Consider the following 24,590-nt stretch of genomic DNA (forward strand, 5'->3'; position numbering starts at 1 on the left):
CGGCGGCCAGCAGCAGTAAAGCAATAAGCAGGAGTTCGGGCGAGTTTTTGCGAAGAAAAATTACCCCAGCGCCTCCGTTAGGGCCTCTTTCACGCGGCGCAGCTCGGCATCGCCCATGGCCGAGCCGCTGGGCAGGCACAGGCCCCGGGCAAACAGGTCTTCGCACACCGCGCCGCCATACATGGGCGCGGCCACGAACAGGGGCTGCAGGTGCAGCGGCTTCCACAGCGGCCGGCTCTCGATGTTGTGCGTTTCGAGGTGCTGGCGCAGGGCCTCGGGCGTGAGGGCGGGCGCGGCGTTGTCGGGGTCGGGCGAGGAGAGGAGGACGGTGGTGAGCCAGCGGTTGGAGCGGCTGCCGGCCGGCTCCGGGGCCAGGGCCACCGTGAGGCCGGGCACGGCGGCGAGGTGCTCGCGGTACCAGTCGAAAATCTGGCGGCGGCGCTTCACGCGCTCGGGCAGCAGCTCCATCTGGCCCCGGCCGATGCCGGCCAGGATGTTGCTCAGGCGGTAGTTGTAGCCGGTTTCGGAGTGCTGGTAGTAGGGGGCGTCGTCCTTGGCCTGAGTGGCTAGGAAGCGGGCGCGCTCAGCCAGGGCCTTGTCGTAAGTCACGAGCGCACCACCGCCGCTGGTAGTCAGAATCTTGTTGCCATTAAAGGAAAATACGCCCACCCGCCCAAAGCCGCCCAGCGGCTGCTGCTGCCACTCCGAACCCAGCGCCTCGGCCGCATCTTCCAAAATCGGAATGTCGAATTCCTTTGCCAGCGCCAGGATTTCGGGCACTTTGGCGGGCATCCCGTAGAGGTGAACCAAGATGAGGGCCTTGGGTTTTTTGCCCCTGGCAATGCGGTCCGTAATGGCCTCGCGCAGGCGCTCGGGGCAAATGTTCCAGGTTTCGGCCTCGCTATCCACAAACACCGGCGTGGCCCCCAGGTACACAATGGGATTAGCCGTAGCCACAAAGGTGAAAGAGGGGCACAGCACCTCATCGCCCGGCCCCACACCCAGCAAAATCAGTCCCAGATGGATAGCCGCCGTGCCCGACGTGAGCGCCACCGCATGCGGCACCCCCACCGCCGCGCAGATGTCGGCCTCGAAGCCCGTGATGTTGGGCCCGGCCGGGGCCACCCAGTTGTCCTCAATGGCCTTGTGCACATAGTTGAGCTCGTGCCGGCCGAGGTGGGGCGGGGAGAGGTAGAGACGGTCGTAATCCTGGCTACGCATGGAAGGAATGAGAGTTATTAAGGTCGAACGTCATGCAGCACGCAGCGAAGCATCTTTACCGCACAATGTATTCCAATCAATAGAATTAGTGACTGCGGGCAAGATGCTTCGCTGCGCGCTGCATGACGGCCAGAAATCTTCATTTTTAAATGGCCTTCGCCGGCACGCCCACGGCCGTCACATTAGCCGGTAAGTCGCGCACTACTACCGCGCCCGCGCCCACCACGGTATTCTCGCCAACCTGAACGCCCTGGATAACGGTGGCATTGGTGCCAAGGTACACGCCCCGGCCCAGCCGGGCCGCGCCGCTCACGTTGGCGTGCGGCATCAGGGAGCAGAAATCGGCCAGCTCGGCATCGTGGCCCACGGTGCAGCCCAGGTTGAGCAGCACAAAGCGGCCCAGCGAGATATCACAAGTAAGAATGCAGCCCTGCTGAATGATGCACCCCGCGCCCAGCGAAATCCGCTGCCCCGGTCCCAGCGCCACCGCCGGATGCACGATGCTCGGAAAGATGAGCTGCACCGACGTGAGCCGTGCCACCACGGCCGCCCGGCTGGCCGAGCTGCCCACGGCCACGGCCACAGCCAGCGGCTCGGTAGTGGCGTTGAGGTCGGCGGCGGTGCCGAGGTAGGGGAGGCCGCCCACGGTGGGCGTATCGGGCGCGTGGTCGTCGTAGAAGCCGCGCAGCAGCCACGTCGGCTGGGCCTCATTCAGTTGTTGGAGAAGTACCAGCACCTCGCGCCCCAGGCCACCCGCCCCGAAGATGACGAGCGGCGGCAGCGCCTCGCTCACGTCGTAGTCAGAAAAGAAGAGTTGCGTCATAAAACGTATTACGAAGAAGGCGGCAGTGGGGGACTGCCCCGAAACGCTGTCATAGTGGCCTCACCGGCGGCCGTGATGCCGCGTGCGCCCAGCACCCGCCCGGCGGTGCGCCACAATATCAGCAGGTCGAGCCGCAGCGACAGGTGGTCGACGTACCACACATCGAAAGCAAATTTTTCTTCCCAGCTGATAGCATTGCGGCCATTCACCTGCGCCCAGCCGGTGAGGCCGGGCCGCACCGCGTGGCGGCGGGCCTGGGTGGGCGAATACAGCGGCAGATACTCTGGCAGCAGCGGGCGCGGCCCCACCAAGCTCAAGTCGCCGCGCACGATGTTCCAGAGCTGGGGCAGTTCATCGAGCGAGGTGGCGCGCAGCCAACGGCCCAGCGGCGGCAGGCGCTGCGCATCGGGCAGCGGCTGGCCGGCGGCATCGCGGGCATCGGTCATGGTTTGCAGCTTATACAGGGTGAACAGCCGTCCGTGCCACCCCGGCCGCGCCTGCCGAAACAGCCAGTGCCCCCGGTTTTGCACGGCCGCCAGTGCCGCCGCGCCCGCCAGCAGCGGCAGCGTGAGCAGCAGCAGCGGCCCGGCCAGCGCGAGGTCGAGCAGGCGCTTGCCGTAACCGGCGTAGAAGGAAGCGGGAGCGGACACTAGAGGGGTTAAAGGATTAGGCAAAGGTCGTGGAAGAACGTCATGTAGTAGAACTTCATGCTGAGCGCAGCCGAAGCATCTCTACAGTGAGAGTAATTCAATCGGATGAATTGCGTTGTGCGGTAGAGATGCTTCGGCTGCGCTCAGCATGACGTTCTTTTGCTGTTTGTTTTCCTCATTCCTTGTCAAGCGAAGCGCCCATGCTCACCTTCCCCAACGCCAAGCTCAACCTCGGCCTCTACGTCACCCAGCGCCGCCCCGATGGCTTCCACACCCTCGAATCGGTGTTTGTGCCCCTGCCCTGGACCGATGCGTTGGAACTGCTGCCCGCGCCCGCCGGGTCCGCCACCACCCTCACGCTCACCGGCCGCCCCATCCCCGGCGACCCCGCCACCAACCTTTGCCTCAAAGCCTACGAACTGCTGCAAGCCGATTTCCCCGAGCTGCCGCCCGTGCAGATTTACCTGCACAAAATAGTGCCCATTGGGGCCGGCCTGGGCGGCGGTTCCGCCGATGCTGCCTTCGCGCTCAAAGCCGCCAACGACCTGTTCGGCCTGAATCTCTCGTTTGAAACTCTGGAAAGCTATGCCCGTCGCCTCGGCTCCGACTGCGCCTTCTTCATTCAGAACAAGCCCGTACTGGCCGTGGAAAAAGGCGACGTATTCGAGGAAATCGACCTCAATCTGAAAGGTATGTCCTGCGTGGTCGTGTACCCCAACCTGCACATCAGCACCGCCGAGGCTTACGCCCATATCACGCCGCAGCCGCCAATACACCCGTTGCGCCAAGCCTTAGCCCAGCCCATGAGCACTTGGCGCAGCACCGTCAGCAATGATTTTGAAACGGCTCTCATGCCCCGCTACCCCGTGCTGGCCGAAATCAAGCAGCAGCTTTATGACGCCGGAGCTACTTATGCGAGCTTGTCGGGCTCCGGCTCGGCTGTGTATGGCTTGTGGGAAAGTGGGGAGCCGACCGCAGTGCCGTGGCCGGCTGAGTACACCGTGTGGCAGGGAGGGCTGTAAATTAGCATTGTTCATTTGTCATTTCGACGAAGGAGGAATCCGAGTTAAACCGATGAACGGGCGTATTCAGATTCCTCCTTCGTCGGAATGACAAACGGGCGCTACACCGGCATTGCTGGCTCCAAATCGGGCTCCTTGTCCTTCATCAGCCGCGCCACCAGCGGGTGAATCAGCACACTGAGCACGATGAGCAGCGTACCAATGTAGAAACCCGTGCTCATGCGCTCGCCGTTGAATTGTGGCGCGTTCAATAGTCCTTTGGTGTGCAGCCAGTAGATGGCCGCCGCCATCGAAATGCCATACACTGGCTCCAGATTAATGGTCAGGTTCACGGCAAAGGGCGAAATACGTTTCATCAGCTCCACCGACGTGGAGAAGGCGTACACTGTGCACACGCCCGCCAGGAGCAGCAGCCAGAGCCAGTCGTAGCCGCGCCACGCCAGCTGCAAGCCCTGCCCCTGCGTAAAATATTGGCTGTAAATCGGGAAGAACAGCGCTATGCTCAAACACGCGCCCAGCATCTCGTAAAACGTGAGCCGTAGCGGCGGATGCGTCTTAATCAGCTTCGAGTTCAACACGCTGAACAGCGCCGACAAGCCGGCCGAGAGCACCGCCACGCCCAGGCCCAGCAGCTGGTCCAGCTCGGCCTGGCTCACCAGGTAGAGGCCCACCATCGTAATCAGGCCCAGACCCACTTCGTAGCCGCGCACCCGTCGCCACAGCAGCAGCGGCTCCAGCAGCGAGGTCCACAGCGCCAGCGTGGCCAGCCCCGCCAGGCACACACTCACCGACGACAGCCGCGCCGCCAGAAAGAAAGTAATCCAGTGCGCCGCTACCAGCGCGCCCACCGCCAGCAGCCGCGCCGCCTGCCCCCCCGACACGCGCCAGGGCATGCGCCGCGCCACTAGCAGCACCGCCAGCCCCGTGGCCGCCAGCAGCGTGCGCCAGAAAACCAGCTCCACCGGCGGCACCGTCAGCAGCTTGCCCAGGATGGCCGTGAAGCCCCACAGGAGCACAATAAAATGAAGCTTGAGGTAGTCTTTTAACAAGGGTAGGAGGGTATGAAAGTACGGGGGTAGGAGAGATATAAAGGGCAGAGTAGCATTGACTTCCTGCGCTCATACCCTTTTACCCTAAGAATTACTTCGGCACGAACCGGTACAGCGCCAGCCCAATTACCGAGAAAATGGTGCTGGGTATCCACGCCGCCAGCATGGGCGAGAGGCTGCCCACCTGCGCCAGGTTGCGGCTCAGCATCACAAAAATGATGAACACGAAGGCCAGCACGAATCCCAGCGCAATCTGTCCGCCCACGCCGGCCCGCGATTTTCGGGCGCTGAGAATAACGCCAATCAGCGTGAGAATGACGATGGAAAATGGGTAGGCGTACCGCTCGTATTTCTCACTCAGATAGAGCTGCGTGTCGTCGGCCCCGCGCTCTATCTTGTCTTTGATGTAGGCGTTGAGCTGGGGCAAGGTCATGGTTTCGGCCAGCTTATAGGTGCTGGCAAAATCCTCAATGCGCAGGTTCATGGTGGTGTCCCGGGCCGGCAGGGTTTGCAGGGTTTCGTCCTGCGACCCTTTGAAAGTGCGTACCAACTGCGGCGACAAATGCCACACGTGTCTGGTCGAATCCCAGTTGATGGCATCGGCCGTGAGACGGCGGCGCAGCACGGTACTGTCCACGGTTTCGAGCGCAAAATGGAAGCCGATGTTGCTCAGGTTGTCGTAGCTCTCCATGTACACGTAGCTGCGCGGCCCGATTTTCATGTGCACGTTGCGCCCCTGAAACCGGTACGGCAGTTTGATATACGCCCGCTCAAACGCCACCCGCGACTTATTGCCAATGGGCAGCACCCAGCCAATCAGCCCAAATATCATCAGCCCCACCACCGCGCCGCCCATGGCGTAGGGCAGCATCAGCCGCCGAAAACTCACGCCACTGGCCAGAATGGCCACAATTTCTGTCCGGGCGGCCAATTGCGCCGTCACAAATACAACGGCAATAAAAATGGTAATCGGCGAAAGCAGGTTGGCAAAATAGGGAAACAGATAAATGTAATAGCCGAAAATAATTTTCGACATCGACAAATTATGCTGAATAAAGTCGTCGTTTTTCTCCGTGAAATCAATCACGCAAATCACCGTCACGAGAATTACCACCGAGAAGAAAAACGCGGCGAGAAATTTCTTAATGATGTATTTGTCGAGGATATTCATAGTTGGAATTATGAGTTATAAATTATGAGCTATGAATTGGAAAGCGGCGCTGTAAGCAGAACGCCAACTCATAATTCATAACTCATGATTCATAATTACAATCTTGTCATCAGCTGCTTCACCATGCGCTCTTTCCAGGGGCCAAACGTGCCGGCGATGATTTCCTTGCGGGCCTCCTTCACCAGCCACAGGTAAAACGTGAGGTTGTGGGCCGAGGCAATTTGTGGCCCCAGCATTTCCTGGCACTGAAACAGGTGGCGCACATAGGCGCGGGTATAGAATGTGCTGGCCGCGCCTTCCAGCGCCGGGTCGATGGGCGTAAAATCGGTGGCCCACTTCAGGTTGGTCACGTTCATGATGCCCTGCGTGGTGAACAGCATGCCGTTGCGGGCGTTGCGGGTCGGCATCACGCAGTCGAACATGTCTACGCCCAGCGCAATGTTTTCGAGGATGTTGGCCGGCGTGCCCACGCCCATCAGGTAGCGCGGCTTGTCCTTGGGCAGGATGTCGCACACCAGCTCGGTCATCTCGTACATCAGCTCGGCCGGCTCGCCCACGCTCAGCCCGCCAATGGCGTTGCCCTCGCGCCCCTGCTCGGCGATGAACTCCGCCGAACGCACCCGCAAATCCTTAAAGGTGCTGCCCTGTACAATCGGAAAAAGCGCCTGCTGGTAGCCGTAAAGCCCTTCGGTGCTGTCGAAACGCTGGATGCAGCGCTTCAGCCAGCGGTGCGTCATGTCGAGCGAGCGGGCGGCGTAGTCGTACTCGCAGGGCCAGGGCGTGCACTCGTCAAACGCCATAATAATATCGGCCCCAATCACGCGCTGAATGTCCATCACGCCCTCCGGCGAAAACAAATGCTGGCTGCCGTCGATGTGCGAACGAAATTTCACGCCCTCTTCCTTAATCTTCCGGGTGTTGCTCAGCGAGTACACCTGGTAGCCGCCCGAGTCGGTCAGAATCGGCCGGTCCCAGCCATTGAATTTGTGCAGCCCGCCGGCTGCTCTCAGCACCTCCAGGCCTGGGCGCAGGTAGAGGTGGTAGGTGTTGCCGAGGATAATCTGGGCCTGCACGTCGTCCTTCAGCGTGGCCTGGGGCACGGCTTTCACGGTACCGGCCGTGCCCACGGGCATAAAAATGGGCGTTTCAATGATGCCGTGGGCCGTTTCGAGGCGGCCGGCGCGGGCCTTGGTAGCGGGGTCTTGAGCGAGAAGGTCGAAGGTCATTATTGGGGAGCGCGGAGCGAGAAGTGGGAAGTGGGAAATAGAGCGTGGTGGCCAAGGAATAGCTGATGAAAGCCAAAAAGCCGGCTCTTCGCTTTCCGCTCCTCACTTCTCACTTCCCGCTTCCTCTTGCAAAGGTAACCCGCTCGTTTCGCGCCCCGTACTTTTGCGGGCTCATTCGTTCCGTTGCTTTGTTGCTTCCCCCCGTACCCGCGTCCCCGTTTTTCTGGCTTTTGTTGGCGTGCGTGCTGGTGCAGCTCTTCTACGCCGCGTATTTCTTCTGGCCCTTCGCCCGCCGCGCTCCCGAGGCCCCGGCCGATGCGCCCGGCCCCGATGCCGAGCCGGTATCCATCGTCGTCTGTGCCCGCAACGAGCTCGACAACCTGCGCCGCCTGCTGCCGCTGCTGCTGAAACAGGATTACCCCGCTGCCTTCGAAATCGTCCTCATTGACGACCGTAGCGAAGACGACACCTATTTATACGCCCAACAGCTCGCTCAATATTATCCCACCACCGTGCGCCTCGTCACCATCGACCGCACCCCCGACGGCTTTGCCCCCAAGAAATACGCCCTCACCCTCGGCATCAAGGCCACCCGCTACGCCCGCCTGCTTTTCACCGACGCCGACTGCATCCCCGCCACCAATCAATGGTTGCGCCTCATGCAGCGCGGCTTTTCGCAGAAAGACGGGGCCGATGTGGTCCTTGGCTTCTCATCCTACACCGAAGCCCCCGGCTTCCTCAATCAGCTCATTCGCTACGAAACGCTGCTTACTGCGGCGCAATACCTCAGCTTTGCCTGGCGCGGCTGGCCCTACATGGGCGTGGGCCGCAACCTGGCCTACACCCGCGCATGCTTCACGGCTACCAAAGGTTTTGCCTCGCACATCCGCCAGCTGAGCGGCGATGACGACTTACTGGTGCAGGACGCCGTGCGCCAGGGCCAGCGCGTGGCCGTGGTGGCCGACCCCAGTGCCCACACCCTGAGCGAGCCCGCCGAAACCTGGGCCGCGTGGTGGCGCCAGAAGCGGCGGCACCTCTCTGCCGGCCGTGCCTACCGCCTGGCCGACCGTTTGCGGGTGGGCACGTTTATGTTAGCCAACATGTTGTTCTATCTGGTCACCGTTGTGCTAGTTTTTTCGCCAAACAATTGGGTACCTTTGGCAGTCGTATGGGTTCTCCGGACATTGTTCGTGAGCGCCGTGTATGCACGTCTGAGCCGGCGGCTTGCCCAGCCCGTAATCGTCGGGCTCCTGCCGGTGCTCGATGCGGTTTATTTTATTCAATACCTGGCTCTGGGAATCTCGCTGTTCCTTAACCGCACCCTTCGATGGAAGTAAACAACCAAGACATTCAAAAGCAGTTTTCAGCCAAAGCCAAGCACGACTTTAAGCTGATTCGCGCCGCCGTGGACCACGGCGACGAGAAGGCCTACGCCGAGCTGATGCACATCTACAAGAAGCCCGTCTATCACGTGGTGCTCAAGATGGTGCGCAATCAGGACGACGCCGAAGACCTCACCATCGAAGCCTTCGCCAAAGCCTTTCGCAACCTGCACAAGTTCAACCCCGAGTATGCGTTCAGCACCTGGTTGTTCCGCATTGCCACCAACAACTGCATCGATTTTATCCGCAAGAATAAAATCAAAACCATGTCGATTGACTCGGCCATCAAGGTCGACAACGGCGACGAAATCACCATCGATTTCCGCGACAACGACCTGAACCCGGCCGAGCACGCCGTGCGCAACCAGAAAATCGAAATCATGCGCCACGTGGTGTCGCGCCTGCCCGATAAGTACCAGCGCCTCGTGAGCCTGCGCTATTTCGACGAGCTCAGCTACGAAGAAATTGCTACCGAGCTCAAAGCCCCCCTCGGCACCGTGAAAGCCCAGTTGCACCGCGCCCGCGAGCTGCTCTATGACATGGTGAAGCACACCAAGCAGATTATTTAATTGAAAAAAGCCCCGGCGCGAGTCGGGGCTTTTTTTTGTGGCCTTTGGCTTTAGCAATAAAAATAGAACGGTCATGCTTCGACTGCGCTCAGCATGACCGTGCCATGTCGCATTAAAGGCCCAGACCGTGCACCTTTGCACCCATGAACCTCTTGCAGCACTACTTCCCCGCGCTCACCCCGCAGCAGCTCCAGCTTTTCCAGCAGCTCGAAACCGAGTTTCGCGCTACCAACGAAGCCATCAACCTCGTATCGCGCCCCGATATGGAGAATTTCACGGAGCGCCACGTGCTGCACTCGCTGGGCATTGCCAAAGTGGTGCAGTTTCCGAAGGGCAGCGCCGTGCTCGACGTGGGCACCGGTGGCGGCCTGCCCGGCCTGCCGCTCGCCATCATGTTCCCCGAAGTGCATTTTCATTTGGTAGACAGCATCGGCAAGAAAATCCGGGCGGTGCAGTTCATGGCCGCCGCCCTGGGCCTGCCCAACGTTACCGCCGAGCAAACCCGCGCCGAGCAGGTGCGCCAGAAGTTCGATTTTGTGGTGAGCCGCGCCGTGGCCCGCCTCGCCACTTTCCACCCCTGGATTGCTCACCGCTTCAAGCCCCAGGGCGCGCCCGGCTCCGGCCTCTATTACCTGAAAGGCGGCGACCTGACCGAAGAAATTGCCGAATCCGGCCTCAAAACCAAAGTCACGAATTTGAGCGACTTCTTCCGCGAAGAATTCTACGAGACGAAAAAAGTGGTTTTTGTGCCCGCGAAGTAGTTGTCTGTCATTGCGAGTGAAGCGCAGCGGAACGCGGCAATCCGTCCTGTCAATACCAGACTCTTTCTTTCACAAGAAAGCCCCGACACTGTGAAGTGCCGGGGGGCTGTCGTTTTAAAAGGTCATTATCACATTTCGGGACTAGTCGCATCGGGAGGGCAGGTTGCCGCGTTCCGCTGCGCTCCACTCGCAATGACAGCCCCTACGCCGGTACTTCCGCCGTCAGAAATTCCACCGCCCGCCGCTCCGAATAATATTCCCCACTGCTTTCGGCAAAACCTACGTGCCCGCCTTCCGGCGGCGTTTCCAGAAACACGAAGGGCGAGCTGGCCGCCACCTCCCGCGGGTAGCAGGACGCCGGCAGAAATGGGTCGTTCTGGGCGTTCACCAGCAGCGTGGGCACCCGGATGCCGCTCAGGTAGCGGCCCGAGCTGGCGTACTGGTAATAGGCCTCGGCCGAGTCGAACCCGTGCATGGGGGCCGTGTATTTGTCATCAAACTGCGGGAAATTGCGCAACGCTTCCAGTCCTTCCAAATCAATCTGACCCGGCATTAATGCCGCTTTGTCACGGATTTTCTGGCGCAATGATTTCAGAAAGCGGCGCATATACACCTGGTTCTGCGGCCGGCCGATGTGCTCCGAACTGGCCTTTAAATCCGTGGGCACCGAGAATACCGCGGCCCGTTTCACCTCCTTGGGCACCCGCGCTGCGTCTTCGCCCAGGTATTTCAGCGTCACGTTGCCGCCCGCGCTAAAACCTAACAAATAGGCGCGCCGGTAGCGGCCGGTAGCCAGCGCGTGGCGCAGCACCAGGTCCAAATCCTCCGTATCGCCGAGGTGGTAGGAGCGGAGCAGGCGGTTCATCTCGCCGCCGCAGCTGCGGTAGTTCCAGGCCAGCGCGTCGAGGCCGGCGCGGTTGAGGGCCCGCACCATCCCGCGCACGTAAGGCCGCGAGGCGTCGCCCTCCAGGCCGTGCGACACGATAGCGAGGCCATCGGTGGGGCGGTGGTCGGGCAGGCGGCTCCAGTCCAGGTTTAAGAAGTCGCCGTCTGGCAGCTCCAGGCGCTCGCGCTGGTAAGCCACATCGGGCACGGTGCGCCACAGGCTGGGCACAATGGTCTGCAAATGGCCGTTGAACAGGTAAAACGGCGAATGATAATGGGAATCGGCAACGAGCGGCATGGCACGGAGGGAATAGGAAGTGGCAGGGCGCGCTGGGTGGGAGGGGGAGTAGCGGTAAAGCTCGCACCTAATCGGCATGCATACTAATTTAGCGGCTCTAAAGTGAATTTGAAGTGAGTATTGGCGATTTCAGACATGATAAAAATCCTTCCTGCTCGAGAGAATACGCTTTGCTTCAAGATTTTTGGAGACAGGGTTTGAATTTGTCAGGCGGATTCGTACCTTTGCCCTCCCAAACACAGAACTCAAGCATAACGCTCCTATATATTTCCTGCTCATGGCAAACCATAAGTCGGCCCTCAAACGCATCCGCAGCAACGAAGCCAAGCGCGTGTTGAACCGTTACCAGCACAAATCCACCCGCACGGCTATCAAGAAGCTCCGTACGACGACCGACAAAACGGCCGCTCAGGAGCTGCTGAAAAAGGTGTCTTCGATGCTGGACCGTCTGGCCAAGAAGAACATCATCCACAAGAACAAAGCTGCTAATAACAAAAGCAAGCTGACAAAGCTCGTCAACGCGCTCTAGTGCGAGACGAGCCTAGCGAGGCCAGACTGCGCCGCCCCAAGGTCTGGTCTCGCGCTCCTTACAAAAAGCCCTGCTCAATTTTGAGCGGGGCTTTTTGCGTGTAAATGGGTTTTCTGGTGGGTTGACTTGAACCTAGCCGGAAGTATTTGGGATGGGCGCTTACCTTATGGGCAGTATTCCACATCAACTACCCCCGTACCATGAAACACGCCTACCCCTGGGCGCGGCCTTTGCTGGCCGCGCTGTTCTCGCTTATTGCCTTTGGTGCCAGTGCGCAGCAGGCGTGGCGGCCGTTTCGGCCGGGATTGATTTATTCATTCAACACGCCGACGACGGGCACCAATCCTCCGGCTACCTTCCTGCTGCGCCTCGATTCGGCCTACACGACGATGGCGGGCGACTCGGCTTGGGCGTTTAATCGGCTGTTGCGCCCTAATGATGGCAGCGCGCTGGCGGCCTATTATTCGCCGACAGCCCGTAAGAGCCGCAACAACCTGTTTGGTGCCCGGCTGACCTGGACGCTGGGCACCAGCGAGTTTGTGCTGGAAAACGTAGCGGAAGGCAGTTTGCAGGCGGCTCAGCAACTGCGGCTGCGTCCCCGGGCGGCCATTGGCAGTACCTGGACGGCCAGTGCCGCACCCGCCCTCACGGCTACCCTCACCAGTCGGGTTTGGGAGCCGGTGGGTGCGGCCGTAGGCAGTCCTTCCGATTCGGTGGCTACCATCACGCTCAGCTCTGGGGCAGTGCTGCGCCTGAGCCGGCAGTACGGCCTGCTGGCTGGCCCGCGTTGGTTGGCCGCAAGCACGGCCAGCGCGCCGGTGTACACCGCCAGCCAGTTGCCAACTGCGCTCAGCAATTCAGCGCTCAACCCTACTACTTTGTTTAACCTGCAGCCAGGCGACCTGCTGGGCTACGACGAAACCTCGCGTCCGTTGGCTGGCCCGCCTTGTACCAGTTTCTATACCTTACGCGGTATTCAGAGCCGACAAACCGTTGGCGATTCGCTGATTTACACCTACCAGCAGCAAACCCGGACCGTGAACTATAGCGGGCTGGGCTGCTATAGCGCCCCTGGTACCACCGTGGGACCGGTGCTGAGCGGGCGCATGGCGTTTTCGCTTCGCACGGGCCAGTCGCGGCAATACTCCGTGCTACCGCTGCTTTCCGGCGAGTACCGCCTCCTGAATCCAGCCATGCCCAGCGGTAGCGTGCTGGTTGGAACGGGCATTCGCGGTGCCGTGGCGGGCAGCACGGGGTGCTTCGGCGGCCGAGCCACTTTGGTATATCAACAGATGTATCCTCAGAATATCGGGGGGAGTATCCAGTATTCGAACATCACCGATGGCAACTGGTACCAGACCTATGCGCTGCAGGAAGGACTAGGGCCAATAACTACCGGCGATGCAGCATTGGTGTATTACCGTCGCAGTACTCCCGGCGGCGTTATTACCTGCGGCAGCTCCACTAGCTTCGCTAACCTGCTACCCACCCGCGCTGCGCAGGCGGCCGCTATTGCCACGCTGTACCCCAACCCCGCCGCCGAGGCCGCCACGCTCACGCTGGCTGCCCCGGCCCGCCCCGGCACCGCGCTGTGCCTGACCGATGCGCTGGGCCGCGCCGTGTGGAGCGGACCCGTGCCCGCCGGCCAGTCGGCCGTGGTCGTGCCGTTGGCCGGGCAGCCCGCGGGCCTCTACCTGCTGCACCTCACCAATTCTGATGGTCCCAACGCTACCTGGAAGCTGACCCACGAGTAGCCCGATTACTACCACAAAAAAGGAGCCTGCTACTTTTGCAGCGGGCTCCTTTTGCATCCGGTCAATTGGCCAGACTACTATTTTAGGCGATGCTCACCTTCACCATGTTGGCCTTGCCCCGGTCCTGAATGGGCATCGAGCCGGTGGTGATGTACACGTCGCCGGTTTCGAGGTGGCCAGTGGTGGTGAGGACATAGCGGATGTCGGCCACGGTGCTGTCGGTGCTCACGAGGCGGTCGTAGTAGAAGCCGCGCACGCCCCATACCAGGCTCAGGGCCGTGAGCAGGGGACGGTTATCGGTGAAGATGAAGATGTTGGCTTTGGGGCGGTACTTGGCCAGTTGGAAGGCCGTGTAGCCGCGGTGCGTCATTCCGGTGATGGCTTTGGCCCCGGTGTTTTTGGCCAGGTGGCACGAAGCCGACAGGATGCTATCGGCCATAAAGTTGGTGCCTTTGGGGTCGACGGGCCACCACTTGTGGAACAGCTGGGGGCTGCGGCTTTCCACGCTCAGAATGGTGCCCACCATCGAGCGAATCACCTCGGCGGGGTAGGCCCCCACGGCGGTTTCGGCCGAAAGCATCACGGCGTCGGCTCCGTCGAGCACAGCGTTGGCCACGTCGCTGGTTTCGGCGCGGGTGGGGCGCGGGGCCGTAATCATCGACTCCATCATCTGGGTCGCCACGATGACGGGCTTGCCAGCCGCGTTGCACTTGGCGATAATCATCTTCTGGGCCATCGGCACTTCCTCCATCTTCACTTCCACGCCGAGGTCGCCGCGGGCCACCATCACGGCATCGGTGATGGCAATGATTTCGTCGATGTTGCGCAGACCGTCGGGCGTTTCAATCTTGGCCACCACGCGGGTGGTTTTGCCCGCCTCGGCAATCAGGTTTTTGATGAAGCGAATGTCGTCGGCCTTGCGGGCGAAGCTCAGCGCCACCCAATCCACGTCGTGCTCCATGCCGAATTTCAGGTCTTCGATGTCCTTCTCGGTCATCGATGGGGCCGATACTTCCGAGTCGGGCAGGTTGATGCCTTTGCGGGGCTTCACCAGGCCGCCGTAAATCACCTCCACCTCCACTTCCTTATCGCGGTCGGTGGCCAGTACTTTCAGCTCAATTTTGCCGTCGTCAATCAGAATCTGGTCGCCGGCCTTCACGTCGCGGGCCAGGCCCATGTAGATGGTGCTCAGGCGCGTGGCTGTGCTGATTTCCTTTTCGCCGCACACCAGCTTGAGCTTGTCGCCGGCTTTGATTTCAACGCCGCCGCCTTCTACCTCGCCCAGGCGGATTTTGGGCCCCTGCAAGTCCTGCAACAGGCCCACCGAGGTGCGCATGTCCTTGTTCAGCCGCCGCACCGTGTTAATCACCGCCAGGTGCTCCTCGTAAGCACCGTGCGAGAAGTTGAGCCGGAACACGTCCACGCCTTCGCGCATGAGAATGCCGAGGCGCTCATACGTATTGGAAGCGGGGCCCACGGTGGCCACGATTTTGGTTTTGTTAAATGAACTGGGGGTTTCCATGCGTTGGGATGAAATGTCGGAACAAAAAAACTCCCCTCCTTAAATGTAGAAGGGGATGCTGGCGCTACGCGCAAGCTTGGGCCTTTGGCGGGGCCGGTGACGGCACCCGTCGCCGCAAAAGTCGTTCAATTTAACCGAAAAGCCTACCATCTGCCGCCGCACTTTCCCGCACTTTTTCGGAGGCAAACGTTTGTTTACGGCCTTGTTGAGCGCTTTGGCCCTTGATTTATTTCGGGGCGGCAAAGCGCGGCGCCGCACCCGGCCCGGCAATCAAAGAATCAGATTCTCCTTGTACTTAAGCGAATTCGGGTCGAACTGGCAGGCGTACTGCACGGCATCGAGCGCGGTGAGGCGCTGCAGAATTTCGTCGTCGGCCAGGTGGCCGCTGCCATTAGTCACAGCCAACAGGTAGTCGTATTCCTTGATATCGGGCGCCAGATAGGGCTTTTTGAGGCTGGACGGGGCAATGGAGCGGTTGCGCAGCAGCCGCAGCGTGAGGCTCTCGGTGGCGTGCAGGTAGTGCGTAAACACCAGCCGGCCCTGGCTGAAGAGGTTCAGCAGCAACTCGGGCTGCTTCACGAGGCGCAGGCGCAGGGCGCGGTTCAGCGTCCAGGCCAAGGTGTAGTCGCGGGTGCTGCTCACCAGCCCGAACAGGGCGAAGTCGCACTCGTAGTCAACATCCAGGGTGAAAGTTTTCATAAATGGCCACTAAAGGGGCACCCGTGGGCAGGAAGCGGCAAAGCTACGGCCCGCAACGGGCCGCCGCCATAATGTTGTAACCGCATTTCGAAAGCGCGGCCGTGGGTTAGATGAAAATTCTCTCGTTACTTTGCGCCGTAGTTTTCCCTAAACCCCCACGGAAATGTCTGAAATCGCAGAAAAAGTAAAGGCCATTATTATTGATAAACTGGGCGTTGAAGCCTCCGAGGTTACCCCCGAGGCAAGCTTCACCAACGACCTGGGTGCTGACTCGCTGGATACCGTCGAGCTGATTATGGAGTTCGAAAAGGAATTCAACGTGAGCATCCCCGACGACCAGGCCGAGAACATCGGTACCGTGGGCCAGGCCATCAGCTACCTCGAAGAGCACGCTAAGTAGTTTTCCTTCATTCTGAGCAACGCGCGCCATTTGCGTAAATAATCTTTACCCGATTTCCGCGTTTTGCCTGGAATGAACCCCCGAGTTCTGCGCATACCGGCCGGCTAGCCGCCGGCCGGTTTTGCTGTTTCATCCCGCTTCACCTTTCGCGCTTCTGGCGCCTGACTTATGTCGTCCATCCGACGGGTTGTCGTTACTGGCCTTGGAGCCATCACACCGCTGGGCAATACCGCCCCGGCTTATTGGGAAGGCCTGCGCACGGGCACCAGCGGCGCGGCTACCATCACGCGCTTCGACCCCACCAAGTTCAAAACCCGCTTTGCCTGCGAGGTCAAGGACTATAATCCCGACACGTACTTCGACCGCAAAGAGGGCCGTAAAATGGACCTGTTCACGCAGTTCGCCGTGATTGCCTCCGACGAAGCCATTGCCGACTCGGGCCTGCTTGAAAGCGGCGTCGACAAGGACCGGGTAGGCGTGATTTGGGGCTCCGGCATCGGCGGCCTGAAGTCGCTGCAGGAAGAATGCTTCCAGTTTGAGCGGGGCGACGGTACGCCGCGCTACTCGCCCTTCTTCATTCCGCGCATGATTGCCGACTCCTCGTCGGGCAACATCAGCATCAAAAACGGCTTCCGCGGGCCCAATTTCGTGACCACGTCGGCCTGCGCCTCGTCGAACGACGCCATCATTGCCGCCTTCAACAACATCCGTCTCGGCCTCGCCGATGCTGTGGTGACCGGCGGCTCCGAAGCGGCCATTACCGAATCGGGCGTGGGCGGCTTCAACGCCCTCAAGGCCATGAGCGAGCGCAACGACGACGCGGCTTCGGCCTCGCGGCCTTATGATAAGGACCGCGACGGCTTCGTGCTGGGCGAAGGCTCCGGCGCGCTGGTGCTCGAAGAATACGAGCACGCCAAGGCCCGCGGTGCCAAGATTTACTGCGAGCTGATTGGCGGCGGCATGTCGTCGGATGCTTACCACATCACAGCCCCCGACCCGAGCGGCGAAGGCGTGGTGCTGGTGATGAAAAACGCCCTGCGCGATGCGGGCATTCAGCCCGAGGAAGTGGATTACATCAACACCCACGGCACGAGCACGCCGCTGGGCGATGGCGCCGAAATCAAGGCCATCGAAAAAGTATTTGGTGCGCACGCCGAGAAGCTGAACATTTCCTCGACCAAAAGCATGACCGGCCACCTGCTGGGCGGAGCCGGCGGCATTGAGGCAGTGGCCTGCATCATGGCTATGCAGCACGGTATGGTGCCGCCCACCATCAACCTGCACACGCCCGACCCGGAAATCAACCAAGCACTGAACTTCACGCCGAACGTAGCCCAGGAGCGCGACGTGCGCGTGGCCATGAGCAACACCTTCGGCTTCGGCGGCCACAACACGTCGGTGATTTTCCGCAAGCTGTAGCGCATTCCTTTTGTCATCCTGAGCGCAGCGAAGGACCTTCTCACGTCAGTTACGATTAGCGCTGACGTGAGAAGGTCCTTCGCTGCGCTCAGGATGACAGGCGAAAGGGCTGCACTTTACACTTTTTATTTTCCTTTCCTTTGCTCGGTTTCGTTTCCCGTTTTTTTGCTTCTGATAAGGCGTTTCGGCAGGCCGTGGCTACCGTGACGGGCCAGACGCCCAAGAATGCCCGGCTCTACCGGCTGGCGTTCACGCACTCGTCGGCGGTGCGGCAGCAGCCCGCCATTGGCCGGCACCAGACCAACGAGCGGCTGGAGTTTCTTGGCGATGCCGTGCTGGGCACGGTGGTGGCCGAATACCTGTTCAAAAAGTACCCCTACGAGCAGGAAGGCTTCCTGACGGAAGTGCGCTCCCGCATCGTGAACCGCGAAAGCCTGAACGGCATCGCCCTCAAATTGGGCCTCGACAAACTGGTGCAGCTGGACACCGCGCAGGGCCGCGCGGCCCGCTCGCGCTCCGTGAATGGCAACGCGCTGGAGGCCCTGGTGGGAGCCGTCTACCTGGATTTGGGCTACAAAGCGGCCCGTAAATTTGTCCTCACGCGCCTCGTGAAGGGCTTTGTGGACGTGCACACGCTCACCACTACCACGGCCAATTTCAAGAGCAAGCTGGTGGAGTGGGCGCAGCGCCAGGGCAAAGTGTTGCGCTACGACATCACGGGCGAGGCCCGGCCGGGCGGCATGATGGAGTTTACCGCCAACGTGCTGCTGGACGAGGAAGTGGTGGCCACTGGCATGGGTTTGAGCAAGAAGCAAGCAGAGCAGCTGGCCGCCGAGCGTGCCCTGACGGAGCTGGGCGTGGCCTAATAAAAGGGTTGAATTTTTAGGGTTGAATGTCGAGTGAGGTAACTGCGGAAATTAGCCAGGTGCAGTAAAAGTGCTGCTTCGAAAAAACCATGTGGCTTTGCTGCCGTTGCTACTAATCGAAGCGTTTGACTGACTTCACTCAACCCTCAACATTCAAAACTCAACCCTGCTGATGCGTATTGCCGGAGCTGCCCTCAACCAGATTCCCATTGATTGGGAAAACAACCTGCGGAATATTCAGACGGCCATTGAGCAGGCCAAAAGCGCCGGCGTGCAGCTGTTATGTCTGCCCGAACTGTGCCTGACCGGCTACGCCTGCGAAGACCTTTTTCTGAGCGACTGGATGCCGGAGGCGGCGCTGGCCCACCTGCAAGCGGTGCGGCCCTGGACGCAGGGCATCTGCGTAGTGGTGGGGTTGCCGGTGCGCCTGCCGGGCCGCACCTACAACACGGCCGCCGTGCTGCGCGACGGGCAGATTATGGGCTTCGCGGCCAAGCAGTTTCTAGCCAACGACGGGGTGCATTACGAAACGCGGTTTTTTGCGCCCTGGGTGGCGGGCGAAACCAGCACTGTGAGCTGGGAAGGGGAGACCTGGCCGTTGGGCGACCTTATTTTTGAGCACCAGGGCGTGCGCTTTGGTTTCGAGATTTGCGAAGATGCCTGGCGGGCGGATAACGTGCGGCCGGCGTGCCGGCTTATGGGCCGGGTAGACTTGATTGTGAACCCCTCGGCCAGCCACTTTGCAATGAGCAAAACTGACGTGCGCTACCAGTTGGTAATGAAGGCGTCGCGCACGTTCGATTGCACGTATCTGTATGCCAATCTGCTGGGCAATGAGGCCGGTCGCATCATCTTCGACGGCGAAATTCTGGTGGCCCGCAACGGTCATTTGCTGAAGCGCAACCAGTTGCTGAGCTTCAAGGAGGTGGATTTGGAGTGGGTGGACGTGGATTTCACGGCTAAGCCGGAGCCGGCGGCCGAAATCGTGCCGCTGCCCGCGCCCGATGAGTACAAGGAACTGAACCAGGCCATGAGTCTGGCGCTGTTTGATTACCTGCGCAAGGCCCGCAGTAAAGGCTTCGTGCTGAGCTTAAGCGGTGGGGCCGACTCGTGTTTCTGTGCCGTGGGCGTGGCCGAAATGGTGCGGCTGGGCGTTGAGGAATTGGGCCTGGACGAGTTCAAGCGGCGCAGTGGCTGCTTCCCGGCGGCGAGTGAAACGGTGGTGCAGCAGGCCGGAGCGGGCGGCAGTGCGGCCCAGGTGGTGGAAGCGCCCACGATTGAGAGCGACTTGAGCACCAATCAGCAATTGGTGCGGCAGTTGTTGACGTGCGCTTACCAGGGAACCGTAAATTCTTCGGATGATACCTTTAACTCCGCCAAAGACCTGGCTGATAGTATTGGGGCCCGGTTTTTTAATTGGGAAATTGACGAGGAGGTATCGGGCTACGTGGGCAAAATCCAAGGCGCACTGGGCCGGGAATTGACCTGGCAAACCGACGATTTGGCCCTGCAGAACATTCAGGCGCGGGTGCGGGCTCCGGCAATCTGGCTGCTGGCCAACGTGCAAAATTGCCTGCTCATCACCACCTCCAACCGCTCGGAGGCCAGCGTGGGCTACTGCACCATGGACGGCGACACGGCCGGCAGCATCTCGCCCATCGCGGGGGTGGACAAGGACTTCGTGAAAAAGTGGCTGCGCTGGGCCGAGACCGAGCTGGGCTACGCGGCCCTGCGCCACGTGAATGCCTTGCAGCCCACCGCCGAGCTCCGCCCGCTGGCCGACAAGCAGACCGACGAGCGCGACCTCATGCCCTACACCCTGCTCAACCGCATCGAGCGGCTGGCCTTCTACAACCGCCTCAGCCCAAAGCAGGTGCTGGCCACTCTGGACACAGAAGCCACCGGCTTCGACCACGAGCAGTTACGCGCCTTTGTGCGCCGCTTCTACACGCTCTGGAGCCGCAATCAGTGGAAGCGCGAGCGGTACGCGCCCTCGTTTCACCTCGATGATTACAACGTGGACCCACGTTCCTGGCTGCGGTTTCCGATTCTGAGCGGCGGGTTCGGCGAGGAGCTAGCGGCGCTATAACGTCGGCGCTGATGTGGGTTATTGGAAGTAGTGAAATGTATTTTGCTAAATTAACTTCTGATAGTCATATGATTATGAATAGGGCGCAATGGTTGGCGCAAGTTTTTTGCATTGAGCGGCCCTAATGCTATGCAACCTCATCAAGCGCGACATTGAGCCGCTACGGAAGCTGCAAAGACAACTTACCAACATTCAGCCCTGGGCTCTGTGACTTGCGCTATTCCACTGTTTTCAACCCTTGAGTCGCCGGTTTGTGCCGAAGTGGTTGCGCCGACATTAGATGCTGAGGTAGAGCTGGTAGCGCAGCTGCAACGCGGGAGCGAGGCCGCGTTTCGCACCCTAGTCGACCGTTACCAGAACCGCGTGTACCGCACCGCGTTTTCGTTGCTCCGAAACCCGGAAGAAGCGGAGGACGTGGCCCAGGAGGTTTTTGTGGAAGTTTACCAAACCATCGGCCGGTTTCGGGGCGAAGCGGCGCTGAGCACCTGGCTCTATCGCCTGGCTACCTCACGGGCGCTGAAAACCCGCCGCCGAACCCAGACCAAAAAGCGTCTGGCTTTTTTCACCAGCCTGCTGGGCTTCAGGAATGAGGTGCTGCACGAGCCGCCCGACCACGCCCACCCGCTCACGCTGCTCGAGGGCCAGCAACAGTTCGAGCTGCTGCTGGCCCACATAGCCCGGCTGCCCGACCAGCAGCAGGTGGCCTTCACCCTCCGCCACGAACAGGAGTTGAGCTACGAACAGATTGCGGCCGTGCTCGGTACCACCGTAGCCGCCGTCGAATCCCTGTTATTTCGTGCCCGGCAAACCCTTCGCAAACACGTTCAACCGCCTTTTCGCCATGCCTGAATTCGCTAACGACCCCGAGGGCGACGCAGAGTGGGAGGGCCTGCTGCAACAGCTGCGCCATCAGCCCCTGGCGCAGCCCCGGCCGTTCTTCTACGGCCGGGTGCAGGCCCGCCTTGCCGCCGAAACGAGCCGGGCCTGGCTGCCGGGCTGGATGCGTCGGCCGGCCTATGCTATGCTGGTTGGGGCACTGGTGCTGGTTTTGAGCGGCGATGACAAGGCCTTGGCATCGGGGACGATTCCGCCGGCCGCCAGCGCACCAATCCGGCGCTGAACGGCCCAGTTCCCGCTTTTTCCACCGCATCAAAAACCTTGTTTGCCGCCGTCAGGCCGCAAGCCGGGGCTGAGTACCTTTGACCTTCTATTTCATTTCGTCCCGCATGCTTCCTTCTCTCGACGCCATTCTCTGGAACGTCAACCCCATTATTGCTCACCTCGGGCCGGTCACGCTGCGCTGGTATGGGCTGTTTTTCATGCTGCCCTTTGTGGTGGGTACGTTCATTCTCACGCACATCTACCGCTCGGAGCGGGTGTCGCCGCAGTGGGTCGACGTGATTACGATTTACATGCTCATCGGCACCATTGTGGGCGCGCGGCTGGGGCACATGCTGTTCTATGATTTCGATGAGCTGATGAAGGACCCTATGGTCGTGTTTAAAATCTGGCAGGGAGGGCTGGCCAGCCACGGCGCTACCATTGGCATCCTGTTCGCCTGCTGGCTGTTTGCGCGCAACAACAAGTTCGATTACCTGTGGGTGCTCGACCGCATTGTGATTGTGGTGGCGCTGGGCGGGGCCTGCATCCGCACCGGCAACCTGATGAACTCCGAAATTGTGGGCAAGCCCAGCAGCGCGCCGTGGGCCTTCACCTTCCCGCGCGATACCGAACACCTGCTGCCCGCCACGCAGCCCCTGCCCGTTGGCGCGGAGCTGGTTGACCGGGTTGCTCAGCCCAACGGCACTTACGCTTACCCAATACATGCTGCCGGCCAGCCGGTTACGGCCGATACGCTGATGGCCGTACCACGCCACCCCACCCAGATTTACGAGGCGCTGTTCTGCATTTTCCTGCTCATCCTGCTCTATTCGATGTGGAACCGCACCAAAGAACACACGCCGCGCGGGCAGCTGTTCGGGCTGTTTGTGGTGCTGCTGTTTATCCAGCGCTTTCTCGGCGAGTACCTGAAAGAGAACCAGGTGGCATTTGAAAACGGCCATATGTTCAACCAGGGCCAGCTGCTGAGCATCCCGCTGATTTTCATTGGCATCTGGGTGCTGTGGCGCGCCGGCAAAGACCCCGAAAATCCCTACGGCTACGCCCCGCGCGACCTGGGCAAAGAAGGCGACGCACAGCATACGACGGTTAACTTGTAAGGCCGCAAGGCTTCGCAACGCAAAAAGAGGCTTCGCAAGGTGTCATTCAATGTCAGCCTTGCGAAGCCTCTTGCTATTTCCCAAAACATTGCGCCCTTAGGGCAGCGTGTACTCAAACAGCCCGCCTTGTTCGGTGCTGATAAGCAGCGTGTTGGCATTCTTGAAAACCGCGCCTTCCGTCTGCCCGGCCCCGGCCAGCGACACCTGGCGGGGTGTGGCTTTCAGAATTTCAGCCCAGGAATTACCGTCGAGAATGAACAGCTCGCCCCGGCCCAGCAGCACCAGGCGGTGGCCGTCGGCGCGCAGGGCGGCATCGGTTACCTGGCCGGGAATTGCCAGCGACGTAATTTTTTTGGCGGTGTAAGTGCCGGGCTGGTCGGGCACGGTGTAGACGTTGCTGGTACGGTCCTGGCCCCGGTCTTTGGTGAAAAGCCACACCTGGCCGTCGTGCCAGAGGCTGGCTTCGCAGTCGAAGTTGCGCTGCTTTTTCTTGGGCGGAAACTCGCGTTGGTCGGGGTAGCTGAAGGCGATGGTGCCGACGGACTGGGGACTGTCCGGCCGGAACTTGAATATTTTGAGGTCGCGGCGGGTGCTTTCGTTGTTGCCGCAGTCGCCGATGTAGTAGTTGCCGCTGCCGTCGCGGCTCAGGCTTTCCCAGTCAGTGTTGGTGGCCGGCACGTTGAGGGTGCGGATGAGTTGGCCCGTACCGCTGATTTCGTAGAGGGTGGGCGAGTTGCCGTCGTCGCCAAAGCTGAAATAATGGCCGCCTTCCGGGGCCGGAGCCAGGCCCGAGCTTTCGGGCACTTTGCCTTTGAGCGAACCGACTTTGCTGAGGCCGACAATTTCGGCCGCTGCGTTTTTATCCTTGCGGCGGTCGCCGCCTTTGGGCATGTCAGACCTTGCGTTGGACGGTGAATCGGTAGTTTTATCGGACTGAGCCTGGGAGCAGGCCGCGGTAAACGTCAGGACCAATGCGGCCGGCACGAGGGGGATAAAGCGCATTAACGTAGAGGAGCGGGTGAGCTCACCTATACGCAGGCCGCCGTTTAGGGTACGGGGTCGTAGCCGTGGCCGCCCCAAGGGTGACAGCTGGCAATGCGGCGCAGCGCCAGCCACCCGCCCCGCCACGGCCCGTACTTGTTGATGGCCTGCACCGCGTACACCGAGCACGTGGGCGCGTAGCGGCAGCTCGGCGCGGTGAGCGGCGAAATGAAGCGCTGGTAAAACCAGACGAGGCCGAGAAACAGGGCGCGGAAGAAGCGGGATAACATAGCCAATAGAAAAACAGGAGCTACTTCGGCAGCGCGTTCAGCTCGGCTTTCCACCGTTGCCAGTCGGGCAGCAGGCGCGTTTGCAGGTCGTAGAAAGCCTTGGAATGGTCGCCCACCAGCAGGTGGCAGCACTCGTGTAGCAGCACATAGTCGAGGCACTCAGGGCGGGCGCGCACCAGCTCCGGGCTCAGGCGAATGCGCGCCGAGCGCGGCGTGCAGCTGCCCCAGCGCGTCCGCATCTGGCGCACGGAGAGGGTAGGGCAGGTCAGGTTGAACTCGGTGAAGCGCGGCCACACCCGCTCCAGTGATTCGGCAAAGAGCGGCCCGGCCTGGCGGGCATACCAGGCGTGGAGCAACGCTTCGGCCTGCGCGGGAGTGGGGGGCACGGGCGTGGCCATGATTAGCTCGTGGCCTGCCACCGTCACAGTGGCCCGGCGGGCTTCCGCGAAGCGCAGTTGATAAGGCTGGCCCTGATAATAATGCGTGCTGCCGGCCTCAAAACGCCGGGTGGGCGCGGGGGCGGGCCGGTTGGCAAAGGCTTCCTGGTGCTTGAGAATCCAGTCGGCTTTTTTCAGGACTTGCTGGGCCACCCACTCGGGCGAGGTGCCGGCCGGCGCGCTGATGTGCACGCTGCCATCGGGCCGCACGGCGAAGCCGATGGTGCGCCGCGACCGGAACACGAGCGTATAGCTGAGGGATTGATTTCGGTACGCAATGGTTTCGCGGCGCGGCGCGGCAGAGAAGGAGCGGGGCATGGGACGGCAA

25 protein-coding genes are annotated in these 24,590 nt (G+C 60.8%); 13 read left to right on the forward strand and 12 right to left on the reverse strand.

Annotated elements, in window-relative coordinates; translation table 11 throughout:
• Positions 1-60: 60 nt before the first annotated feature.
• The 3 genes from I7X13_RS05785 to I7X13_RS05795 all read right to left on the reverse strand — a co-directional run bounded on the left by I7X13_RS05785 (position 61) and on the right by I7X13_RS05795 (position 2,694).
• Positions 61-1,221, reverse strand: coding sequence for a DegT/DnrJ/EryC1/StrS family aminotransferase (locus I7X13_RS05785; protein WP_198074737.1), 1,161 nt, complete (start codon positions 1,219-1,221; stop codon positions 61-63).
• Positions 1,222-1,366: 145 nt separating this feature from the next.
• Positions 1,367-2,044: a NeuD/PglB/VioB family sugar acetyltransferase gene (locus I7X13_RS05790; protein ID WP_198074738.1), complete on the reverse strand. Its 678-nt coding sequence runs from the start codon at positions 2,042-2,044 to the stop codon at positions 1,367-1,369.
• Positions 2,045-2,052: 8 nt separating this feature from the next.
• On the reverse strand, positions 2,053-2,694 hold the full coding sequence (locus tag I7X13_RS05795; protein ID WP_317191543.1) for a sugar transferase: 642 nt from the start codon (positions 2,692-2,694) through the stop codon (positions 2,053-2,055).
• 200 nt (positions 2,695-2,894) lie between these two features.
• On the opposite strand from I7X13_RS05795, the gene ispE reads away from it, so the two are divergent.
• Positions 2,895-3,716 (forward strand): 4-(cytidine 5'-diphospho)-2-C-methyl-D-erythritol kinase, encoded by an 822-nt coding sequence (gene ispE / locus I7X13_RS05800; protein ID WP_198074739.1) that lies wholly within the window; start codon positions 2,895-2,897, stop codon positions 3,714-3,716.
• A 101-nt stretch (positions 3,717-3,817) separates the two neighbouring features.
• Here the strand turns inward: ispE and I7X13_RS05805 are convergent, their stop codons facing one another.
• The 3 genes from I7X13_RS05805 to tgt form a co-directional block, all read right to left on the reverse strand.
• Entirely contained in the window at positions 3,818-4,765 is a 948-nt protein-coding gene (locus I7X13_RS05805) for a DMT family transporter (RefSeq protein ID WP_198074740.1), read from the reverse strand.
• Positions 4,766-4,856: 91 nt separating this feature from the next.
• Positions 4,857-5,936, reverse strand: a complete 1,080-nt coding sequence (locus I7X13_RS05810) for an LptF/LptG family permease (protein ID WP_198066982.1) — start codon at positions 5,934-5,936, stop codon at positions 4,857-4,859.
• Between the two features lie 95 nt (positions 5,937-6,031).
• Positions 6,032-7,162: a tRNA guanosine(34) transglycosylase Tgt gene (tgt, locus tag I7X13_RS05815; RefSeq protein WP_198074741.1), complete on the reverse strand. Its 1,131-nt coding sequence runs from the start codon at positions 7,160-7,162 to the stop codon at positions 6,032-6,034.
• A 188-nt stretch (positions 7,163-7,350) separates the two neighbouring features.
• Here tgt and I7X13_RS05820 point away from each other — a divergent pair, with 188 nt between their 5' ends.
• From I7X13_RS05820 to rsmG, 3 genes are all read left to right on the forward strand, one after another.
• Positions 7,351-8,499 carry a glycosyltransferase gene (locus I7X13_RS05820; RefSeq protein ID WP_198074742.1) on the forward strand — a complete coding sequence of 383 codons (1,149 nt, stop codon included), beginning with the start codon at positions 7,351-7,353 and terminating at the stop codon, positions 8,497-8,499.
• Positions 8,490-9,113, forward strand: coding sequence for an RNA polymerase sigma factor (locus I7X13_RS05825; RefSeq protein ID WP_070728736.1), 624 nt, complete (start codon positions 8,490-8,492; stop codon positions 9,111-9,113). The genes I7X13_RS05820 and I7X13_RS05825 overlap by 10 nt, the downstream gene beginning before the upstream one ends.
• 143 nt (positions 9,114-9,256) lie before the next feature.
• Complete coding sequence (rsmG, locus tag I7X13_RS05830) at positions 9,257-9,874, forward strand: 16S rRNA (guanine(527)-N(7))-methyltransferase RsmG (protein ID WP_198066979.1); 618 nt, start codon at positions 9,257-9,259, stop codon at positions 9,872-9,874.
• A 202-nt stretch (positions 9,875-10,076) separates the two neighbouring features.
• Here rsmG and I7X13_RS05835 read toward each other — a convergent pair whose 3' ends face one another.
• On the reverse strand, positions 10,077-11,057 hold the full coding sequence (locus I7X13_RS05835) for a YheT family hydrolase (protein WP_198074743.1): 981 nt from the start codon (positions 11,055-11,057) through the stop codon (positions 10,077-10,079).
• Between the two features lie 277 nt (positions 11,058-11,334).
• Between I7X13_RS05835 and rpsT the strand changes: the two genes are divergently transcribed.
• Positions 11,335-11,586 (forward strand): 30S ribosomal protein S20, encoded by a 252-nt coding sequence (rpsT, locus tag I7X13_RS05840; protein ID WP_198066977.1) that lies wholly within the window; start codon positions 11,335-11,337, stop codon positions 11,584-11,586.
• Between the two features lie 200 nt (positions 11,587-11,786).
• Complete coding sequence (locus tag I7X13_RS05845; protein WP_198074744.1) at positions 11,787-13,340, forward strand: T9SS type A sorting domain-containing protein; 1,554 nt, start codon at positions 11,787-11,789, stop codon at positions 13,338-13,340.
• Between the two features lie 82 nt (positions 13,341-13,422).
• On the opposite strand, the gene pyk is transcribed toward I7X13_RS05845, so the two are convergent.
• Both pyk and I7X13_RS05855 read right to left on the reverse strand, forming a co-directional pair.
• Positions 13,423-14,862, reverse strand: coding sequence for a pyruvate kinase (gene pyk / locus I7X13_RS05850; protein ID WP_198074745.1), 1,440 nt, complete (start codon positions 14,860-14,862; stop codon positions 13,423-13,425).
• A 270-nt stretch (positions 14,863-15,132) separates the two neighbouring features.
• Entirely contained in the window at positions 15,133-15,561 is a 429-nt protein-coding gene (locus I7X13_RS05855; RefSeq protein WP_198066974.1) for an IPExxxVDY family protein, read from the reverse strand.
• Positions 15,562-15,724: 163 nt separating this feature from the next.
• Between I7X13_RS05855 and I7X13_RS05860 the strand changes: the two genes are divergently transcribed.
• The 7 genes from I7X13_RS05860 to lgt all read left to right on the forward strand — a co-directional run bounded on the left by I7X13_RS05860 (position 15,725) and on the right by lgt (position 22,554).
• The gene (locus tag I7X13_RS05860) at positions 15,725-15,961 is read left to right on the forward strand and encodes an acyl carrier protein (RefSeq protein WP_019948606.1); all 237 of its coding nucleotides are present in this window, start codon (positions 15,725-15,727) and stop codon (positions 15,959-15,961) included.
• Positions 15,962-16,129: 168 nt separating this feature from the next.
• Entirely contained in the window at positions 16,130-17,380 is a 1,251-nt protein-coding gene (gene fabF, locus I7X13_RS05865; protein ID WP_198066973.1) for a beta-ketoacyl-ACP synthase II, read from the forward strand.
• Positions 17,381-17,520: 140 nt separating this feature from the next.
• Positions 17,521-18,246, forward strand: coding sequence for a ribonuclease III (gene rnc, locus I7X13_RS05870; protein WP_198074746.1), 726 nt, complete (start codon positions 17,521-17,523; stop codon positions 18,244-18,246).
• A 172-nt stretch (positions 18,247-18,418) separates the two neighbouring features.
• Positions 18,419-20,335: an NAD(+) synthase gene (gene nadE / locus I7X13_RS05875; RefSeq protein ID WP_198074747.1), complete on the forward strand. Its 1,917-nt coding sequence runs from the start codon at positions 18,419-18,421 to the stop codon at positions 20,333-20,335.
• A gap of 207 nt (positions 20,336-20,542) precedes the next feature.
• Positions 20,543-21,184, forward strand: coding sequence for an RNA polymerase sigma factor (locus tag I7X13_RS05880; RefSeq protein ID WP_317191544.1), 642 nt, complete (start codon positions 20,543-20,545; stop codon positions 21,182-21,184).
• Entirely contained in the window at positions 21,177-21,455 is a 279-nt protein-coding gene (locus I7X13_RS05885; RefSeq protein ID WP_198074748.1) for a hypothetical protein, read from the forward strand. The genes I7X13_RS05880 and I7X13_RS05885 overlap by 8 nt, the downstream gene beginning before the upstream one ends.
• Positions 21,456-21,561: 106 nt before the next feature.
• Positions 21,562-22,554 (forward strand): prolipoprotein diacylglyceryl transferase, encoded by a 993-nt coding sequence (gene lgt, locus I7X13_RS05890; protein ID WP_198066969.1) that lies wholly within the window; start codon positions 21,562-21,564, stop codon positions 22,552-22,554.
• 96 nt (positions 22,555-22,650) lie between these two features.
• On the opposite strand, the gene I7X13_RS05895 is transcribed toward lgt, so the two are convergent.
• Genes I7X13_RS05895 through I7X13_RS05905 form a run of 3 tightly spaced genes read right to left on the reverse strand, consistent with a single transcriptional unit; the run spans position 22,651 to position 24,580 of the window.
• Positions 22,651-23,556: an SdiA-regulated/phytase-like domain-containing protein gene (locus tag I7X13_RS05895; RefSeq protein ID WP_198074749.1), complete on the reverse strand. Its 906-nt coding sequence runs from the start codon at positions 23,554-23,556 to the stop codon at positions 22,651-22,653.
• A gap of 44 nt (positions 23,557-23,600) precedes the next feature.
• Positions 23,601-23,825, reverse strand: a complete 225-nt coding sequence (gene yidD / locus I7X13_RS05900; protein ID WP_198066967.1) for a membrane protein insertion efficiency factor YidD — start codon at positions 23,823-23,825, stop codon at positions 23,601-23,603.
• A 20-nt stretch (positions 23,826-23,845) separates the two neighbouring features.
• Entirely contained in the window at positions 23,846-24,580 is a 735-nt protein-coding gene (locus I7X13_RS05905; RefSeq protein WP_198074750.1) for a M48 family metallopeptidase, read from the reverse strand.
• Between the last annotated feature and the right edge of the window lie 10 nt (positions 24,581-24,590).

This window comes from Hymenobacter negativus (assembly GCF_016056375.1).
Classification (GTDB): domain Bacteria; phylum Bacteroidota; class Bacteroidia; order Cytophagales; family Hymenobacteraceae; genus Hymenobacter; species Hymenobacter negativus_A.

Excerpts from the sequence above, each read along its gene's own strand:
- I7X13_RS05785 (WP_198074737.1), bottom strand. The coding sequence starts at position 1,221 with ATGCGTAGCCAGGATTACGACCGTCTCTACCTCTCCCCGCCCCACCTC.
- I7X13_RS05790 (WP_198074738.1), bottom strand. The coding sequence starts at position 2,044 with ATGACGCAACTCTTCTTTTCTGACTACGACGTGAGCGAGGCGCTGCCG.
- ispE (WP_198074739.1), top strand. The coding sequence starts at position 2,895 with ATGCTCACCTTCCCCAACGCCAAGCTCAACCTCGGCCTCTACGTCACC.
- I7X13_RS05810 (WP_198066982.1), bottom strand. The coding sequence starts at position 5,936 with ATGAATATCCTCGACAAATACATCATTAAGAAATTTCTCGCCGCGTTT.
- tgt (WP_198074741.1), bottom strand. The coding sequence starts at position 7,162 with ATGACCTTCGACCTTCTCGCTCAAGACCCCGCTACCAAGGCCCGCGCC.
- I7X13_RS05825 (WP_070728736.1), top strand. The coding sequence starts at position 8,490 with ATGGAAGTAAACAACCAAGACATTCAAAAGCAGTTTTCAGCCAAAGCC.
- rsmG (WP_198066979.1), top strand. The coding sequence starts at position 9,257 with ATGAACCTCTTGCAGCACTACTTCCCCGCGCTCACCCCGCAGCAGCTC.
- I7X13_RS05835 (WP_198074743.1), bottom strand. The coding sequence starts at position 11,057 with ATGCCGCTCGTTGCCGATTCCCATTATCATTCGCCGTTTTACCTGTTC.
- rpsT (WP_198066977.1), top strand. The coding sequence starts at position 11,335 with ATGGCAAACCATAAGTCGGCCCTCAAACGCATCCGCAGCAACGAAGCC.
- I7X13_RS05845 (WP_198074744.1), top strand. The coding sequence starts at position 11,787 with ATGAAACACGCCTACCCCTGGGCGCGGCCTTTGCTGGCCGCGCTGTTC.
- pyk (WP_198074745.1), bottom strand. The coding sequence starts at position 14,862 with ATGGAAACCCCCAGTTCATTTAACAAAACCAAAATCGTGGCCACCGTG.
- I7X13_RS05855 (WP_198066974.1), bottom strand. The coding sequence starts at position 15,561 with ATGAAAACTTTCACCCTGGATGTTGACTACGAGTGCGACTTCGCCCTG.
- I7X13_RS05860 (WP_019948606.1), top strand. The coding sequence starts at position 15,725 with ATGTCTGAAATCGCAGAAAAAGTAAAGGCCATTATTATTGATAAACTG.
- fabF (WP_198066973.1), top strand. The coding sequence starts at position 16,130 with ATGTCGTCCATCCGACGGGTTGTCGTTACTGGCCTTGGAGCCATCACA.
- nadE (WP_198074747.1), top strand. The coding sequence starts at position 18,419 with ATGCGTATTGCCGGAGCTGCCCTCAACCAGATTCCCATTGATTGGGAA.
- I7X13_RS05885 (WP_198074748.1), top strand. The coding sequence starts at position 21,177 with ATGCCTGAATTCGCTAACGACCCCGAGGGCGACGCAGAGTGGGAGGGC.
- lgt (WP_198066969.1), top strand. The coding sequence starts at position 21,562 with ATGCTTCCTTCTCTCGACGCCATTCTCTGGAACGTCAACCCCATTATT.
- I7X13_RS05895 (WP_198074749.1), bottom strand. The coding sequence starts at position 23,556 with ATGCGCTTTATCCCCCTCGTGCCGGCCGCATTGGTCCTGACGTTTACC.
- yidD (WP_198066967.1), bottom strand. The coding sequence starts at position 23,825 with ATGTTATCCCGCTTCTTCCGCGCCCTGTTTCTCGGCCTCGTCTGGTTT.
- I7X13_RS05905 (WP_198074750.1), bottom strand. The coding sequence starts at position 24,580 with ATGCCCCGCTCCTTCTCTGCCGCGCCGCGCCGCGAAACCATTGCGTAC.